This is a genomic window from Aeromonas sp. MdU4 (assembly GCF_041929505.1).
GTDB lineage: Bacteria > Pseudomonadota > Gammaproteobacteria > Enterobacterales > Aeromonadaceae > Aeromonas.
The window spans coordinates 1-14,636 of the sequence record NZ_JBHFMW010000019.1 but is presented as its reverse complement, the minus strand read 5'-3'; the positions used below and the strand labels follow the sequence as shown (position 1 = coordinate 14,636).

Annotated in this window: 16 protein-coding genes; 13 read left to right on the top strand and 3 right to left on the bottom strand. The window is 59.4% G+C overall.

The window, feature by feature from the left end; all coding sequences use genetic code 11:
• Positions 1-2 precede the first annotated feature (2 nt).
• The 13 genes from ACE1BR_RS10010 (at position 3) to ACE1BR_RS09950 (ending at position 11,399) form a co-directional block, all read left to right on the top strand.
• Complete coding sequence (locus tag ACE1BR_RS10010) at positions 3-794, top strand: cobalt-precorrin-6A reductase (RefSeq protein ID WP_374869843.1); 792 nt, start codon at positions 3-5, stop codon at positions 792-794.
• The gene (locus ACE1BR_RS10005; RefSeq protein WP_374869841.1) at positions 791-1,582 is read left to right on the top strand and encodes a sirohydrochlorin cobaltochelatase; all 792 of its coding nucleotides are present in this window, start codon (positions 791-793) and stop codon (positions 1,580-1,582) included. The genes ACE1BR_RS10010 and ACE1BR_RS10005 overlap by 4 nt, the downstream gene beginning before the upstream one ends.
• Entirely contained in the window at positions 1,582-2,322 is a 741-nt protein-coding gene (locus tag ACE1BR_RS10000) for a cobalt-factor II C(20)-methyltransferase (protein WP_374869839.1), read from the top strand. Before ACE1BR_RS10005 ends, ACE1BR_RS10000 begins: the two co-directional genes overlap by 1 nt.
• A complete protein-coding gene (locus ACE1BR_RS09995) occupies positions 2,319-3,053 on the top strand; it encodes an energy-coupling factor ABC transporter permease (protein WP_374869837.1) in 735 nt (244 codons plus the stop codon). Before ACE1BR_RS10000 ends, ACE1BR_RS09995 begins: the two co-directional genes overlap by 4 nt.
• A gap of 1 nt (position 3,054) precedes the next feature.
• Positions 3,055-3,357 (top strand): energy-coupling factor ABC transporter substrate-binding protein, encoded by a 303-nt coding sequence (locus ACE1BR_RS09990; RefSeq protein ID WP_374869835.1) that lies wholly within the window; start codon positions 3,055-3,057, stop codon positions 3,355-3,357.
• Between the two features lie 3 nt (positions 3,358-3,360).
• Positions 3,361-4,041: an energy-coupling factor ABC transporter transmembrane protein gene (locus ACE1BR_RS09985; protein WP_374869833.1), complete on the top strand. Its 681-nt coding sequence runs from the start codon at positions 3,361-3,363 to the stop codon at positions 4,039-4,041.
• On the top strand, positions 4,038-4,877 hold the full coding sequence (locus ACE1BR_RS09980; RefSeq protein ID WP_374869831.1) for an ATP-binding cassette domain-containing protein: 840 nt from the start codon (positions 4,038-4,040) through the stop codon (positions 4,875-4,877). The genes ACE1BR_RS09985 and ACE1BR_RS09980 overlap by 4 nt, the downstream gene beginning before the upstream one ends.
• Positions 4,874-6,445, top strand: a complete 1,572-nt coding sequence (locus ACE1BR_RS09975; RefSeq protein ID WP_374869829.1) for a cobyric acid synthase — start codon at positions 4,874-4,876, stop codon at positions 6,443-6,445. The genes ACE1BR_RS09980 and ACE1BR_RS09975 overlap by 4 nt, the downstream gene beginning before the upstream one ends.
• On the top strand, positions 6,442-6,996 hold the full coding sequence (gene cobU, locus ACE1BR_RS09970) for a bifunctional adenosylcobinamide kinase/adenosylcobinamide-phosphate guanylyltransferase (protein WP_374869827.1): 555 nt from the start codon (positions 6,442-6,444) through the stop codon (positions 6,994-6,996). Before ACE1BR_RS09975 ends, cobU begins: the two co-directional genes overlap by 4 nt.
• Positions 6,993-7,733: an adenosylcobinamide-GDP ribazoletransferase gene (cobS, locus tag ACE1BR_RS09965; protein WP_374869825.1), complete on the top strand. Its 741-nt coding sequence runs from the start codon at positions 6,993-6,995 to the stop codon at positions 7,731-7,733. Before cobU ends, cobS begins: the two co-directional genes overlap by 4 nt.
• A 117-nt stretch (positions 7,734-7,850) precedes the next feature.
• A complete protein-coding gene (cobT, locus tag ACE1BR_RS09960; RefSeq protein WP_374869823.1) occupies positions 7,851-8,906 on the top strand; it encodes a nicotinate-nucleotide--dimethylbenzimidazole phosphoribosyltransferase in 1,056 nt (351 codons plus the stop codon).
• 110 nt (positions 8,907-9,016) lie between these two features.
• A complete protein-coding gene (gene cysG / locus ACE1BR_RS09955) occupies positions 9,017-10,432 on the top strand; it encodes a siroheme synthase CysG (protein WP_374869821.1) in 1,416 nt (471 codons plus the stop codon).
• 352 nt (positions 10,433-10,784) lie between these two features.
• The gene (locus tag ACE1BR_RS09950; protein WP_374869819.1) at positions 10,785-11,399 is read left to right on the top strand and encodes a YagU family protein; all 615 of its coding nucleotides are present in this window, start codon (positions 10,785-10,787) and stop codon (positions 11,397-11,399) included.
• A 205-nt stretch (positions 11,400-11,604) separates the two neighbouring features.
• Here ACE1BR_RS09950 and ACE1BR_RS09945 read toward each other — a convergent pair whose 3' ends face one another.
• The 3 genes from ACE1BR_RS09945 to ACE1BR_RS09935 form a co-directional block, all read right to left on the bottom strand.
• The gene (locus ACE1BR_RS09945) at positions 11,605-12,720 is read right to left on the bottom strand and encodes a helix-turn-helix domain-containing protein (protein ID WP_374869817.1); all 1,116 of its coding nucleotides are present in this window, start codon (positions 12,718-12,720) and stop codon (positions 11,605-11,607) included.
• 50 nt (positions 12,721-12,770) lie between these two features.
• Positions 12,771-13,322, bottom strand: a complete 552-nt coding sequence (locus ACE1BR_RS09940; protein ID WP_374869815.1) for a BMC domain-containing protein — start codon at positions 13,320-13,322, stop codon at positions 12,771-12,773.
• A partial coding sequence (locus ACE1BR_RS09935; protein WP_374869813.1) for a 4Fe-4S dicluster domain-containing protein occupies positions 13,298-14,636 on the bottom strand: 1,339 nt, incomplete at its 5' end. The genes ACE1BR_RS09940 and ACE1BR_RS09935, both read right to left, overlap by 25 nt.

Here is a 14,636-nt window from a genome sequence, read left to right as displayed (position 1 = left end):
GCGTGGCGGCGATCCATCTGTTTGGCGGAACCAGCGACGCACGGGCCTTGTGCGCCGTGCTCGATGAACTGCAACTGGATTACAGCGTCTCGGTGGCAACAGATACCGGACGTGAACTGGCTGGTGATATCGGCGGCCAGATCCACGTCGGTCGCATGGATGAACAGGCCATGACCCGCTGGCTTGCCGCCGCAAAGGTCCGGCAAGTCATCGATGCCGCGCACCCTTATGCTGTCGCGCTGCGCGCCAATATTCAGGCCGCCTGTCAGACGCTGGGCATCCGGCTGCTGCGCTTCGAGCGACCAAGCGAGCTGGACTCCATCCGCCATCCCCTGCTCACCGTGGTCGATAACACCGACGCAGCCTGCGTGGCGGCACGTCCGCTGGGCGAGCGCGTGCTGCTCACCACCGGCAGCAAGGATCTGGCGCACTACCGGCAGGCGCTATCCGACAAACACCTGATTGCGCGGGTATTGCCTACCGCCACCGTGCTCCATGAGTGCGAGGCGCTCGGCTTGGGCGTCGAGCAGGTCATCGCCATGAAAGGTCCCTTTGATGCCGAACTTAACCGAGCCATCTATCGCGCCTGTCAGGCCGATTTGGTGATCACCAAAGAGTCGGGCACCGAGGGCGGCTATCAGGAGAAGGTGCGCCCCTGCATTGAACTGGGCATTCCCTGCATTGTGATCCGTCGCCCCGCAACCCCACACCCCCATCTGTCGGGCGTGGTCATCCACACCCCCGATGCACTGAAAACCTGCCTGGCCGCGAGCCACGGAGGGAGTGAAGAATGAAGAAAGCCTTGCTAGTTATCAGCTTTGGTACCAGTTACCCGGATACCTGTGAAAAAAATATTGTCGCCTGTGAACAGCGCCTTGCGGCCGCCTTTCCCGATCGTCCCCTGTTTCGTGCCTTCACCTCGGAGATGATCATTCGCAAACTGGCCAACCGTGACGGCCTGCATATCTGCAACCCCCAACAGGCGCTCACCGAGCTGGCTGCCGCTGGCTATGAGGATGTGCTGGTCCAGTCCCTGCACGTTATCAACGGTGACGAGTTCGGAAAAATCGCCACCCAGGTCGAGGCCTTCCGCGATCGCTTTAACAAGCTCGAACTCGGCTTGCCCCTGCTCAGTTGTCATCATGATTTCGAACAGCTGATCGACGCCATGCAAGCGCAGGCACCGCAACTTGCCCCGGACGAGCGGGTGGTCTTCATGGGCCACGGCGCCACCCACCACACCTTTGCGGCCTATGCCTGTCTAGACCACATGCTGATGAGCCGCGACTTGCCGCTGCTAGTCGGCGCCGTTGAGAGCTACCCCGAGATTGAGACCGTGATTTCCCGCCTCAAGCGCGACGAGGTGCGCCGCGTCCATCTGATGCCCCTGATGCTGGTAGCCGGCGATCACGCCATCAATGACATGGCCTCGGAAGAGGAGGACTCCTGGAAAACCCAGCTGGCCAACGCGGGGATCGCCGCCGAGCCATGGTTGCAGGGCCTGGGTGAAAACCCGCTGGTACAACAGATGTTTGTCGAACATCTGCAGGCGGCATCACAACGCCAGGAGGAGGTAGCCTGATGAACGGAAAACTCTATGCCATCGGCACCGGCCCTGGCAGCAGTGACCTGATCACGGTCAGGGCGGCCCGCCTGCTTGGTCAGCTGGATCTGCTCTACGCCCCGGCCGGTCGGCGCGGTGGCGATAGTCTGGCGCTCTCCATCGTGCGCGAATATCTGGGCGAACAGGTGGAGGTGCGCGAGCGCCACTTCCCGATGAGTACCCACGATGACGAAAAAGAGCAGGTGTGGGATGAGGTGGCCGAGGAGATGGCCCAAGAGGTGGCAGCCGGTCGCCAGGTCGGCTTTGTCACCCTGGGCGATGCCATGCTGTTCAGCACCTGGGTCTTTCTGCTCAAACGGCTGCAAGGACGGGTGCAGCTGGAAGTGATCCCCGGCGTGACCTCGTTTGCCGCGATCGCGGCACGGGCCATCTTCCCCCTTGCCATGGAGCAACAGAGCATGGCGGTGGTCTCCTGCACCGCCCCCGAGGCGGAACTGGAACAAGCGCTGCGCCAGCACAGCTGCGTGGTGCTGATGAAAGTCTACGGCCGCTTTGCCAAGGTGCGCGATCTGCTGGATCGGCTGGAACTGTTGCCCCACGCCCTGCTGATGGCCGAAGCCTCGCTGCCCAATGAACAGTGCTTCCGCTCGCTGGGGGATCTCGGCAATGAGGTCGCCCTCCCCTACTTTTCAACCATTGTGGTCAACCGGGCCTGGTTGAGTGCCACATCGAATTCCACTACCAAGGAGGTTCTATGAAACGCTGTACCACGAAAACCGCACTGACCTGGGGGATCCCCTGGGCCATCGCGCTGGCGATCCTGCCAGCACCCGCCATGGCGATGCACATTATGGAGGGCTTCCTGCCCCCCTACTGGGCGCTCTCCTGGTGGGTGGTGTTTATCCCCTTCCTCATCATCGGCGCTCGCCAGCTAGGGGAGATCGTTCGCGAAGATAGCAACCAGAAGGTGCTGCTGGCGTTGTGTGCCGCCTTCATCTTCGTGCTGTCGGCCCTCAAGATGCCGTCGGTGACCGGCAGCTGCTCCCACCCGACCGGAGTCGGTCTGGCCATTATTCTGTTCGGATTTCGCATTGTCTCGGTACTCGGCGGCATCGCGCTGCTGTTCCAGGCGCTGCTGTTGGCTCACGGCGGCCTGACCACCCTCGGTGCCAACGGCATGTCGATGGCGGTACTGGGTCCTTTGGTGGGTTATCTGGTGTGGGTCGTGGCCAACCGGCTCAACCTGCGCCGCGATGTGGCGGTGTTCCTCTGCGCCTTTGCGGCGGATCTGTTTACCTACGCGGTCACCTCGTTCCAGCTCGGCCTGGCGTTTCCCGATCCGCAGAGCGGCATCATGGGTGCCTCGGCGAAGTTCCTCGGGATCTTCTGTCTGACGCAGGTGCCCATCGCCATTGCCGAGGGGTTCCTCACCGTCCTCATCTATGACCAGTTGACCAAACGTCACATTATCCCAGCCCAAGGACATTGATATGAACAAGACCCTTAGCCTGTTACTGTTGGTTGTTGCGTTGTGTATCGTGCCGTTTTTTATCACCCGGGGCGCAGAGTTCAGTGGCTCGGATGATCAGGCAGAAGGCGTTATCAGCCAGCTGGCCCCCGATTATCAACCCTGGTTCGAGCCGCTGTTCGAGCCTGCCAGTAGCGAAATTGAAAGCCTGCTGTTTACCCTGCAGGGGGCACTCGGCACCGCAGTGATCTTCTACATTTTCGGCTTTTATAATGGCAAGCGCGCTCGCGAGCACGAGCAGGCTCAAGAGCGCAAGAGCAGATAACCGATGCTGATCATCGATAAGCTGGCCTACCAGAGTCGCTGGCGGCACGTCGCGCCACACCGCAAGGCGTGGCTCTATGTGGTGTTGCTGGTGCTGGCGTTCAGCTGCCCGCCATTAGCCCAGATGGGGCTGCTGGCGGGGATGGTGCTGCTCACCTGCTACCTGCTCAAGGTGAGCCTGTGGCGTTATCTGCGCTGGCTGATGGTCCCGCTGTTCTTCTTGCTGTTTGGGCTGCTCGGGATTGTCTTCTCGATAGCCTGGGCACCGGCTGTGCCAGTGCCCCACTCCCTGACCCTCGGGCCCCTGGTGATTGGGCCCGATCCGGTCGGGATAGCGACGGCCTGGCACACCCTCTGGCGCAGTCTGGCCGCTCTGGCCGCCACCTATCTTTTCGTGTTGACGACACCCTTCAATCAGCTGATTGGCTTGCTCAAGCGGTGTCATCTGCCCAAGCTGCTGCTTGAACAGATCCTGCTGACCTACCGGTTCATCTTCATCCTGATTGAAGAGGCCATGGCGATCCACCAGGCGCAAACCCTGCGCTTTGGCTACAGCTCGCCGGGCAACGGTTACCGTTCACTGGCGATGCTGGTGGGCATGCTGCTGGCGCGGGTGATGGACCGCTACGCCCAAATGGAAACAACCCTGGATGTGAAGCTGTTTACCGGAGAATTCCATTTATGAGCCTCTCTACCCACGCGTTATCGGTCGGATATCAGCGCGATGTGCCGGTGTTGCACGGGCTGGACCTCGATTTTTCCCGGGGCCAGGTGACCGCGATCCTCGGCGCCAATGGCTGTGGCAAATCCACCCTGTTCATGACCTTGCTCGGGATCCTCAAACCCCGGTCGGGCGAGGTACGCTGGCAAGGCACTCCGCTCGCTTATGGCAAACAGGCGCTGCGCGAACTGCGCCAGCGCGTCTCCATGGTGTTTCAGGATCCGGACCAACAAATTTTCTATACCGATGTCGCCAGTGACATCGCTTTTTCCCTGCGCAATCTCGGCATGGAGGAGTCCCTCATTGCCAGCCGGACAGAGCAGGCGTTGGCGCTGGTCGATGGCAACGCCCTCAAGTCGATGCCGGTGCAATATCTGAGTCACGGCCAGAAGAAGCGGGTCGCCATCGCCGGAGCGCTGGTGCTGGAGGCAGATATGTTGCTGCTGGATGAGCCGACCGCCGGGCTCGATCCGGCCGGACGCCGCCAGATGATGGCGCTGATCAAGCGCATCAGCGAGTCCGGTCGGCGCGTGGTGGTCTCCAGCCATGACATCGATTTTATCTATGAGGTGTGTGATTACCTCTACGTCCTGAGTCAGGGGCGGCTACTGGCCGAAGGCGGTCGGCGCGAGGTGTTTCTCAACCCCGCCATGCTCGAGCAAGCCGGGCTAGTGCAGCCCTGGCTGGTGCGACTCCATACCGAGCTGGGCTATCCCCTTTACGAGAGCGAGCAGGCGTTCTTTGCTGCTGCCTCCCCCGCTCACTATCCCCATGCAAGCAAACAGAAGGAGGCGGTATGACCCTCAGTGTCATGCTCCAAGGCACGGCATCTGATGTCGGCAAGAGTGTACTGGTGGCCGGGCTGTGCCGGATCCTGGCGCAGGATGGCTACAAGGTTGCACCGTTCAAGGCGCAAAACATGGCGCTCAACTCCGGCATTACCGCCAGCGGTGACGAGATGGGCCGCGCCCAGATCTTTCAGGCCGAAGCCGCAGGCATCGCCCCCGATGTACGGATGAATCCGGTCCTGCTCAAACCCACCTCGGATCGCAAGTCACAGGTGATCCTGATGGGACGCGTCTTGTGCGATATGGATGCCATGACCTATCACGATTTCAAACCCCGCCTGCAGGCGCAAATTGCCGACGTATATGGCTCGCTGGCGCATGAGCAGGATGTGATTGTGCTAGAAGGGGCTGGCAGCCCGGCCGAGATCAACTTACGCGAGCGAGACATTGTCAACATGGGGATGGCCAACCTCATTGATGCCCCGGTTATCCTGATTGCCGATATCGATCGCGGCGGCGTATTTGCCTCCATTTACGGCACCCTGGCGCTGTTGCCCCCGGACGAACGGGCGCGGATCAAGGGGGTCATCATCAACAAATTCCGTGGTGATGTGGCGCTCCTGATGCCAGGCATTCGCCAGATTGAGGACATCACCTCGGTCCCCGTGCTCGGGGTCATGCCCTATCTGCCGCTCACGCTGGAAGATGAGGACGGGGTGGCGTTGCAACCGGGCAACCAGAAATACCGCCAGGGGGAAGCGCGGGATCTCGATGTGGTGGTTATTCGGGTGCCGCATATCTCCAACTTCACCGATTTCAACGCGCTGGCCGCCCAGCCGGATGTCAATTTGCGCTATGTAGATTCGCCCACCGAACTGGGCTCGCCCGATTTGGTGATCCTGCCCGGCAGCAAGAATACCCTGGGGGATCTGACCTTTCTCAACCAGAGCAAGCTAAGCGCTGGGATCATTGCCGCCCATGGCGACGGCGTGCCGGTGATCGGGATCTGCGGTGGCTTCCAGATGCTGGGGCAACGGCTGATCGATGGCGTGGAGTCCGGCATCGACCAGATGGCCGGTCTCGGTTTGTTGGCATGCGAAACTGTGTTTGCCCGCGAGAAGGTGACGACCCAGGTCAGTGCCACCATCATGCCCGATAGTCATGGCCTGCTCGCTGCCTGTGCGGGTATGACGGTTGAGGGCTATGAAATCCATATGGGTGAGACAGTGCGCGCTGCGGGGGTGACCCCCTTTACCCGCCTTGCCCGGCGCAACCGCGAGACAGTAGCGATTGAAGAGGGGGCAATCAGTCAGGATGGATTGGTGGCGGGCACCTATATCCATGGTATTTTTGACGCCCCGCTCTTTACCCGTACCCTGCTCAACAGCTTGCGCGAGCGCAAGGGGCTGGCCCCGCTGGCTGGTGACCCCTTCGATTATCGCGCGTTTAAACAGACGCAATTCGACCAGCTGGCCGCCGCCATGCGCCAGCACCTCGACATGAGCGCCATCTATCACATTATCAAGCGCAGTGAGTTGCCAGCCATTGGCACACATCGCTGCACCGGAGAACCCCTATGATCCTGATCACCGGCGGAGCCCGCAGCGGCAAAAGCGGTCTGGCCGAGCGGATGGCTGCGCGCCACGGCGAACGCGTGCTCTATATCGCCACCTCGCTGGTTACCGATGACGAGATGGCCGATCGCATCGCCCACCATCGCGCCAGTCGCCCCGCCACCTGGTCCACCCATGAGGGATTTACCGGACTGGGTGAAGTGCTGCGCACACAAGGGGCGCAACACGACGCCATCATGCTCGAGTGCATCACCACCCTCATGACCAACCTGATGTTTGCTCACGCCGGTGACACGCCCCCCGAACAGATGGATTTTGCCGCCATCGAAACCTACATCGAGCAACAGATAGATGCCTTGATGCAAGCGGCGGCAGATTGCCCTGCCCCACTCTATCTGGTCACCAACGAGGTGGGATTTGGCATCGTGCCCGAGCATCTGCTGGCTCGTCGTTTTCGCGATATCGCCGGCCGCATCAACCAGCGCCTTGCCGCCAACGCCACAGAGGTATGGCTGGTGATCTCGGGGATCGACATGAAGATCAAGGGGGTGTCATGACAGCTTATCTGGTCATTTTGCAGTTCATGACCCGCATACCGGTGCCCGCGCGCTGGACCGCCGGGTTTGATTTCTCTCGCATCCATGAAGGGGTGATCTGGTTTCCCCTGCTGGGTTTGACGGTGGGTGTATTCGGTGCAGCCGCCTATGCACTGGGGAGCTGGCTATTTGATCCACTGCTGGCATCGGCCTGTTACCTGCTGGCACTGGCACTGGTGACCGGCGCATTTCATCTCGACGGGCTGGCCGATACCTGTGATGGCCTCTTTTCCGCGCGGCGGCGGGAGCAAATGCTCGAGATCATGAAAGACAGCCGTCTCGGTACCAACGGGGCGCTGGCGTTATTGCTGGCGGTGCTGTTTCGGCTGTTGGCGGTCATCCACCTTGGCGAGCAGGGCAGCGGCCATCTGTTAGCCATGCTGATCGCAGCCCCCGTTGCCGGACGCACCCTGATGGTGCTGCTGATGCACAATCAGCGTTATGCCCGTGAACAGGGGCTTGGCAATACCTTTATCGGCAAAGTAAGTGGACAACAATGCGCGCTCACGCTGTTGACGGGGCTGATCCTGGTTCTGTTGCTGGGCGGTGGCCGTGCGGCGCTGGCATTCGGGCTGACCGCACTGTTCGCCTTCGCTTACCGGCGCTTTGTGGTATCACGTCTGGGCGGCCAAACCGGTGACACCATTGGCGCTGGCAATGAACTGTTTGAAGTGTGGTTTTTGCTGATGTTGTGTTGAGGTATGCCGCCAGCGCGGGACGCATGTTGCCACTTCGCGCTGGCGGCAGGGTTAACTGAATGGGTCACAGATTTGACGGGGCCCGCCCCCAATTTTGCACCATGGGAGAGTAATACAATGCTGACGTTAGCGCATCTGATCAGCCAGATCCGGCCCCTGGATGAGTCGGCCATGCACCAGGCCCGTCACCACGTCGACGGGCTGTTCAAACCGGTGGGGAGTCTGGGTCGTCTGGAGGATCTGGCCGTCCAGCTGGCTGGCATTTACCGCACCCACGATATCCAGCCGGGCCCCAAAGAGATCATCGTGATGGCGGCCGATCACGGCGTCTTTGACGAGGGGATTGCCGTGACGCCACGCGAGGTGACCGCCAGTCAGGCACTCAATATGACCCGTGGCAAAACCGGCGTATGCGCCGTGGCGGCCGCCTGTGGGGTCAGGGTCCAGATTGTGGATATCGGTATCGACTGCGACCCTCTGCCCAATGTGCCGAGCCTGAAAATAGCCCGGGGCTGCGCCAACATCGCCAAGGGGCCCGCCATGAGTCGCACAGATGCCGAGCAGCTGCTGCTTACCAGTGCCCGCTATGCCATGGATCAGGTCGCCAGTGGCATCCGCGTACTGGGGGTGGGTGAACTGGGCATGGGCAACACCACCCCTGCCGCCGCCATGGTGAGCGTGATGACGGGGGCCACCCCCGAGCAGGTGGTGGGTCTGGGTGCCAACTTCCCCAGCGACCGCTTGCATCACAAGGTGGCGGTGGTACGCAAGGCAATTGCGATCAACCGCCCTGTCGCGAACGATGGTCTCGATGTACTGGCCAAGATCAGCGGCTTCGAGCTGGTCGGCATGACCGGGGTGATGCTGGGGGCTGCCGCCGCGGGCGTACCACTGGTGCTCGATGGCTTCCTCTCCTATGCCTGTGCTCTGGTGGCGTGCCGTATTGCCCCTGGCGTGCGTGCCTATCTGGTGCCATCCCACCACTCCGCCGAGAAAGGCTCTCAGCTGGCATTGGCACATCTCGATCTCAAACCCTTCATCCATCTGGAGCTGCGCCTTGGCGAAGGCAGTGGCGCCGCCATGGCAATGCCCTTTATTGATGCGGCCTGCAGCATGGTACAGCGGATGGGCCGCATGGAGGATAACCGGGTGGTGCTGCCGAGACCGGCGTAATGCCCCCTATTGATCACCACGCGTTATGGCTGTTTTGCAAAGTGGGCCTGTACCTGAGCACGAACGGGCAATGCGTTCAACCCTGACCCACCCTATCCCGAGGAGATCCCATGGATTGCTTGCCCCTGTTTTGCCGTCTGACCAATAAAGCAGTGCTACTGGTGGGAGGTGGTGTGGTTGCCGAGCGCAAGGCCCGCCTGTTGCTTGACGCTGGCGCGCAGATCACTCTGGTTGCCCCTGACCTGTGTCCTGCCCTGCACCAGCTCGCTGTGGATCATACATTGAGCTGGCTTGAAGAGCCTTTTGCCCCCCACCATCTGGACAACGTCTGGCTGGTGATTGCCGCAACCAATCAGCGCGAGGTGAATCAACAGGTCTTTGATGAGGCCTCAGCGCGCCATCTGTTTTGCAACGTGGTCGATGACCCCGAACTCTCGAGCGTGGTGATGCCCTCCATCGTCGATCGCTCGCCGCTGCAAATAGCCATTTCCAGCGCAGGCAATGCCCCCGTGCTGGCACGCCTGCTGCGTGAACAGCTTGAAGCCTTGCTGCCCCATCACCTTGGCCACATCGCCCAATTTGCCGGTCGCTGGCGCGAGCGGGTAAAAGCCACCTTGCCAGCGGCGCAGCGGCGCCACTTCTGGGAGCGGCTACTCGGGGCCGACCGGCTGGGACAGGCTCTGGCCCGCGGTGATGAGGCACAAGCCGAAACCCTCGCCCGACAACTGCTGTCGGCATCGCCTGCCGCACAGGGCGAAGTGGTGCTGGTTGGCGCGGGTCCCGGCGATCCGGGCTTGCTGACGCTGCATGCACTACGTCATCTCCAGCAAGCCGATGTGGTGATCTACGACCGGCTGGTCTCCCGCGAGATACTGGCGCTGGTACGTCGCGATGCTCGCCAGCTATTTGTCGGCAAGGAGCGCAGCCATCACAGCGTGCCACAGGAAGAGATCAACCAGTGGCTTATGGAAGAAGCCAGCAAGGGCCACAAGGTGGTTCGTCTGAAGGGGGGCGATCCGTTTATTTTCGGGCGCGGAGGGGAAGAGCTCGAAACACTGGCAGAGAGTGGCATCAGCTTTCAGGTCATTCCCGGGATCACCGCCGCCAGTGGCTGTGCCGCTTATGCCGGTATTCCACTAACCCATCGTGACCATGCCCAGAGTGTTCGCTTTGTCAGCATTCACGGCAGAGCGGGTGCGCTCACCCTTGACTGGCAATCACTGGCGGATAAGGCACAGACCCTGGTGTTTTATATGGGCCTGTCGCAATGCCCCTTGATCAGGGAGCAGCTGATCCAGGCCGGTATGCAACCGGATACACCGGTCGCCCTGATTGAACAGGGAACCCTGCCATCCCAGCGCGTCATCTACGGGACGCTGGCCTCTCTGCCCGATCTGGCTAACGATGTTGCCAGCCCGGCACTGATTATTGTGGGTTCCGTGGTGACCCTGGGTCACTCGCTGGCCTGGTTTGGCCAACACCAGACGCAGGCATCGCCATCGCGCGACCAACAAGACGCCAAATAAGCCCCCGGTTCATCGGTACTCTGCTCATCGGTACTCTTCTCATCAGTACCCTGTTCATTGTTCATTTGTACATAGCGATGCGGCTCTGGTAACGCCAAATACTTGGCAAACCGGGCCGCATATTATAGGTATCAACAAAATAATAAATTAGAGGATTAAGGGGGTGATGCTCCGGCTGAATATGCAAAAAATATAATAAAAGCACCCTAACCGATGTTTAAAATTCGCAGAAAAACGTTTTTTTGAAAATTCAATACTCTCTGTCACGCTTTTGCAATTTCATTTTGCCAAATTATGTATCGAGTGATACCATTTGTTTGCTATATTGAGAATACATTTAATAGGAAAACAAATGAGTATTTTTGAACAAACGCCCCCGGCGCGTCGACGCTACGGGTTGGCTGCATTTATTGGTTTGATTGCCGGTATTGTCTCCGCCTTTGTCAAATGGGGTGCCGAACATCCGCTCCCACCACGCAGTCCAGCTGATATCTTCACTGCAGCCTGCTCCCCGGAATCATTGATCCGTGCCGCCGATCAGATTGATTGCTCACGCAATTTCCTGAATCCGCCTTATGTATTCTTGCGTGACTGGCTGGGGATTGCCGATCCCAATGCCGCGGTATACACCTTTGCGGGTCATGCATTTAACTGGGTTGGCGTAACACATATTATTTTCTCAATTGTGTTTGCCGTTGGTTATTGCGTTGTTGCAGAACGTTTCCCAAAAATTAAATTCATGCAAGGTTTGCTGGCGGGTGCTCTGGCGCAATTGTTTGTGCACATGATTTCATTCCCGCTGATGGGCCTGACTCCCCCACTGGGTGCACTGCCTTGGTACGAGCACGTATCCGAGATCGTTGGCCATCTGGTCTGGTTCTGGTCGATTGAAATTATCCGTCGTGACCTGCGTAACCGGATCACCCACGAACCGGATCCTGAGATCGCGCTAAATATTGTCCGTTAATGACAACAAAACAAATAAGAATATAAAATACGACGCTTAATTGTGAAGGAAGTTAATAACAATCATCTTTCACTATCCGGGCCAAGCTATTTTCATCAGACACCGGCTTCCAGCCGGTGTTTTTTTATCCCAGCAAAAGCGCTACTAGCAAACGCGGTCACTCTTCTCTTCCTGACACCTTGGGTTATCCGGGGTAAATGTGTATTCAACAGCTCGGCATTGCGTTGCAGGCCATATCGGTCGATCTGCGGGTGACGACTCGGGGATGCGTGGCGGACAAGCCGCTGCGCCGTAGCAGGGTTGCCGAGGGTTTTTCGCCAAACAGTTTACCGTAGTCAACGGCAAACTGACTCATGTGCCAAAAGCCCCAGGCTGACGCGGCATCCTGGATCGCGTGGTAACGGGATTCGGGGCTGAGAAGCTCGCGCCTGACGGCATTCAAGCGCAGACTTTTCAGATACGTGAGGGGGCATATCCCCAGCGTGTTCTGAAAAATATTCTGCAGCGTCCGGCGACTGACGCCAAGGTACTGGCACAGATCAGCCACCCCCAACGGCTCATCAGGGTGCCCCATGGCAAAATCCCGAGCCTGACGCACAACTCGCCAGTGCTGATGTCGGCTGCGTTGCGGTCTGGGGGCCGGCGTCGCACTGGTCAGCATGTCGATGAGGCTATCTTGTAGCTCATGGCGCATGAAACGATAGGCGGTGACATCTGCAGGCCCCAATTTACAGCGCTCGGCTTCGTTAAGCAGTGTCCGTTGGTGCCGAATAAACCGCTGTTTGCGCAGTGGATCTACTTGCAACCGAGATTCGCAACCCAGGGTCTCTGGCAATCCACCATCCAGGGTGGTGTTCGCATATGCGGTCAATTCGTCGTGAGGAATAACCAGCCCCATAATGTGAAAATCATCCGGGGTAGTCAGCTCAAATTCGGCTCCCCCCCGACTGATAGCGATCAGATTGTCCTCCAGATGAGAGCCCTCGCATGCCGCATTTGGCTGGTTGGGGATCGGGACGCCAAACCAGTAGGCGCCCGGCCAGACAATACATGATTGGCGAAGCGCCCGATTGGTGTACTCCTCAAAACACTGCAGTTGATCAAGCCACAACTCCCTGAGCTGGCCACTAAAATCCCCTGGCGACAACTGATCATAGAGTTGCTGCCAAGCTGTAATCGCGCAGGCTTGCTCAAAGCTGTCATGTGTTTCGTAGATATTGACGCCGACCTCCGCCCCCAATTGATCGACGCATCGACTATCCAGCAACCCCTCGTGGCATAAGCGATGCAATGGGCCCTGTTGTTTCGGTCTGGCTGACATCATATTTCCCTTCATTCTCGGAGGCTTTTTCTGACAAGGAAGCAGGCCGCTCAGATTAATGCCGTGAGCAGTGCCGGGTCTGGGCGCGGGATCACTGTTTGGTAGACCAGCAGACCTTTTTCACCGGTCTGGCCCGCAGCTGCCGCCATGGCGCTCTCCACTGCGGCCACATCACCACAGAGGACGAAGTAACACTTCCCGCCGATCCCAAAAGCAAGGTGGATGCGGATCAGGGTGACACTGGCGGTTTTGGCAGCCAGATCAGCGGCGGCAATACACGCGGCAACACTGTAAGTCTCCAGCACCCCCACCGCGCTGATGTCATCCACCTTGGTCACGCCACTGATGGCTGGCAGCACATCAGGGTGAAGGTTGGCAATGGTAAAGTGATCAACCAGCAGATGGCTGGCACATCGCTGGCCACTGGCTGACGCCTGCTCGATAGCCGCCACATCGCCCCCTACCAGCACAATAAATTTGCCCGGGCAAATAGACTTGGCGGCCAACAAGGTCACTTCGGCGCTCTTTAGCATGGCGTCAGCGGTTTCAATCCCTTTGGCAATGCTGTTCAGCTCTATCAGGGTAATGGCATGGTGCTGCATCTGTTATCCATTCTCTTTATGGTGATGGCGGTGTCATCCAGCGCGGCGATGATGCCCTCCACACTGGCGTGTAACTGTGCCCCCAGCTTGTTCTCGGGCACGGTGGCAATAAGCTGCCCTTTGCCTACCCGTTCGCCCACCGTGACACAGGGGATCGCTGCCACACCGATATGTTGACGTAGCAGCAGCTTCACCTCTTGTGGCAGGAATTGTGTCTGCTCGAACGGTGCCTTGTGATTGAACGGATCGAGGCCAAGGCGGGTGATGAGTCTGGATACGGGCACCAGGCGCTGACGGGCCATTGGGTCGACCTCCCGCAACTCGCCCTGATAACGCAGACCTTTGGCCCGCAACTCCTGTTTGAGCATGCGATTCAGGTGCAAGGGGGATATATCAACCGGACAGGCGTACGCTTCACATACTCCACATTCGGAGCACGTCAGGGCGGCGAGGACGGTATCGGGGGTGGGCCCCGCATGGCGGTAGTTGACGGCGCGCACGATCAGGTGCGGAGGAAGTTCATGCCCGATGAGATGACGAGGACACAGTTCGGTGCATAGCCCGCACTGTTCGCATACCGTTCGCGCCACTCTCATGTGCGCCTCGTCACTGCGCGTACGGCGCCGGATCAACAGGTGATCGCGGGGCAACACCAGTAGCCCCCCCGTCGTCTTGGTCACCGGGTTATCCAGCGACGCAAGCAGCTTGCCCATCATGGGACCGCCATCGATAAAGGCAACCTCATCCCGGGTTGTACCACCAGCCAACGCCAGCACCTCGCGCAGCGGGGTACCCAATGGCACAGTCACCGTCATCGGCCGTTGCACCATGCCATTGACGGTCAATGTGCGCTGGGTAACCGGCAGATCCTCATCCACGGCCATCGCCACATTGATCAGGGTTTGCACATTGTTGACCACCACACCAACATCCAGCGGCAGCGCAGCGGGAGGCACCCGGCGACCGGTCGCAAGCCAGATGGTAATGACCTCATCCCCTGCAGGATAGATATCCTCCAGCACATGCAGTCGCACATCCTCGGGCAACAGGGGGGTCAGTGCGGCAATGGCCTCATGGTATTTTGCCTTGAGTGCAATGATCCCCTCTTTCGCGCCCGTGGCGATCATCCCGTAGCGCAAACCGCGCAACAGGGTGGCCGCGTCACGGGCGGCCAACTGCTGATCCACCTTGAGCATGGGTTCGCACTCGGCACAATTGACCAGATAGATGTCGGCACTGGCTGCCAGTTTGACCGAGGTGGGAAACCCCGCCCCCCCGGCCCCGACGATGCCAGCTGCCGCAACGCGCTCACGG

Coding starts and splice junctions, on each gene's coding strand:
- ACE1BR_RS10005 (WP_374869841.1), top strand. CDS start 791: ATGAAGAAAGCCTTGCTAGTTATCAGCTTTGGTACCAGTTACCCGGAT.
- ACE1BR_RS10000 (WP_374869839.1), top strand. CDS start 1,582: ATGAACGGAAAACTCTATGCCATCGGCACCGGCCCTGGCAGCAGTGAC.
- ACE1BR_RS09995 (WP_374869837.1), top strand. CDS start 2,319: ATGAAACGCTGTACCACGAAAACCGCACTGACCTGGGGGATCCCCTGG.
- ACE1BR_RS09990 (WP_374869835.1), top strand. CDS start 3,055: ATGAACAAGACCCTTAGCCTGTTACTGTTGGTTGTTGCGTTGTGTATC.
- ACE1BR_RS09985 (WP_374869833.1), top strand. CDS start 3,361: ATGCTGATCATCGATAAGCTGGCCTACCAGAGTCGCTGGCGGCACGTC.
- ACE1BR_RS09980 (WP_374869831.1), top strand. CDS start 4,038: ATGAGCCTCTCTACCCACGCGTTATCGGTCGGATATCAGCGCGATGTG.
- ACE1BR_RS09975 (WP_374869829.1), top strand. CDS start 4,874: ATGACCCTCAGTGTCATGCTCCAAGGCACGGCATCTGATGTCGGCAAG.
- cobU (WP_374869827.1), top strand. CDS start 6,442: ATGATCCTGATCACCGGCGGAGCCCGCAGCGGCAAAAGCGGTCTGGCC.
- cobS (WP_374869825.1), top strand. CDS start 6,993: ATGACAGCTTATCTGGTCATTTTGCAGTTCATGACCCGCATACCGGTG.
- cobT (WP_374869823.1), top strand. CDS start 7,851: ATGCTGACGTTAGCGCATCTGATCAGCCAGATCCGGCCCCTGGATGAG.
- cysG (WP_374869821.1), top strand. CDS start 9,017: ATGGATTGCTTGCCCCTGTTTTGCCGTCTGACCAATAAAGCAGTGCTA.
- ACE1BR_RS09950 (WP_374869819.1), top strand. CDS start 10,785: ATGAGTATTTTTGAACAAACGCCCCCGGCGCGTCGACGCTACGGGTTG.
- ACE1BR_RS09945 (WP_374869817.1), bottom strand. CDS start 12,720: ATGTCAGCCAGACCGAAACAACAGGGCCCATTGCATCGCTTATGCCAC.
- ACE1BR_RS09940 (WP_374869815.1), bottom strand. CDS start 13,322: ATGCAGCACCATGCCATTACCCTGATAGAGCTGAACAGCATTGCCAAA.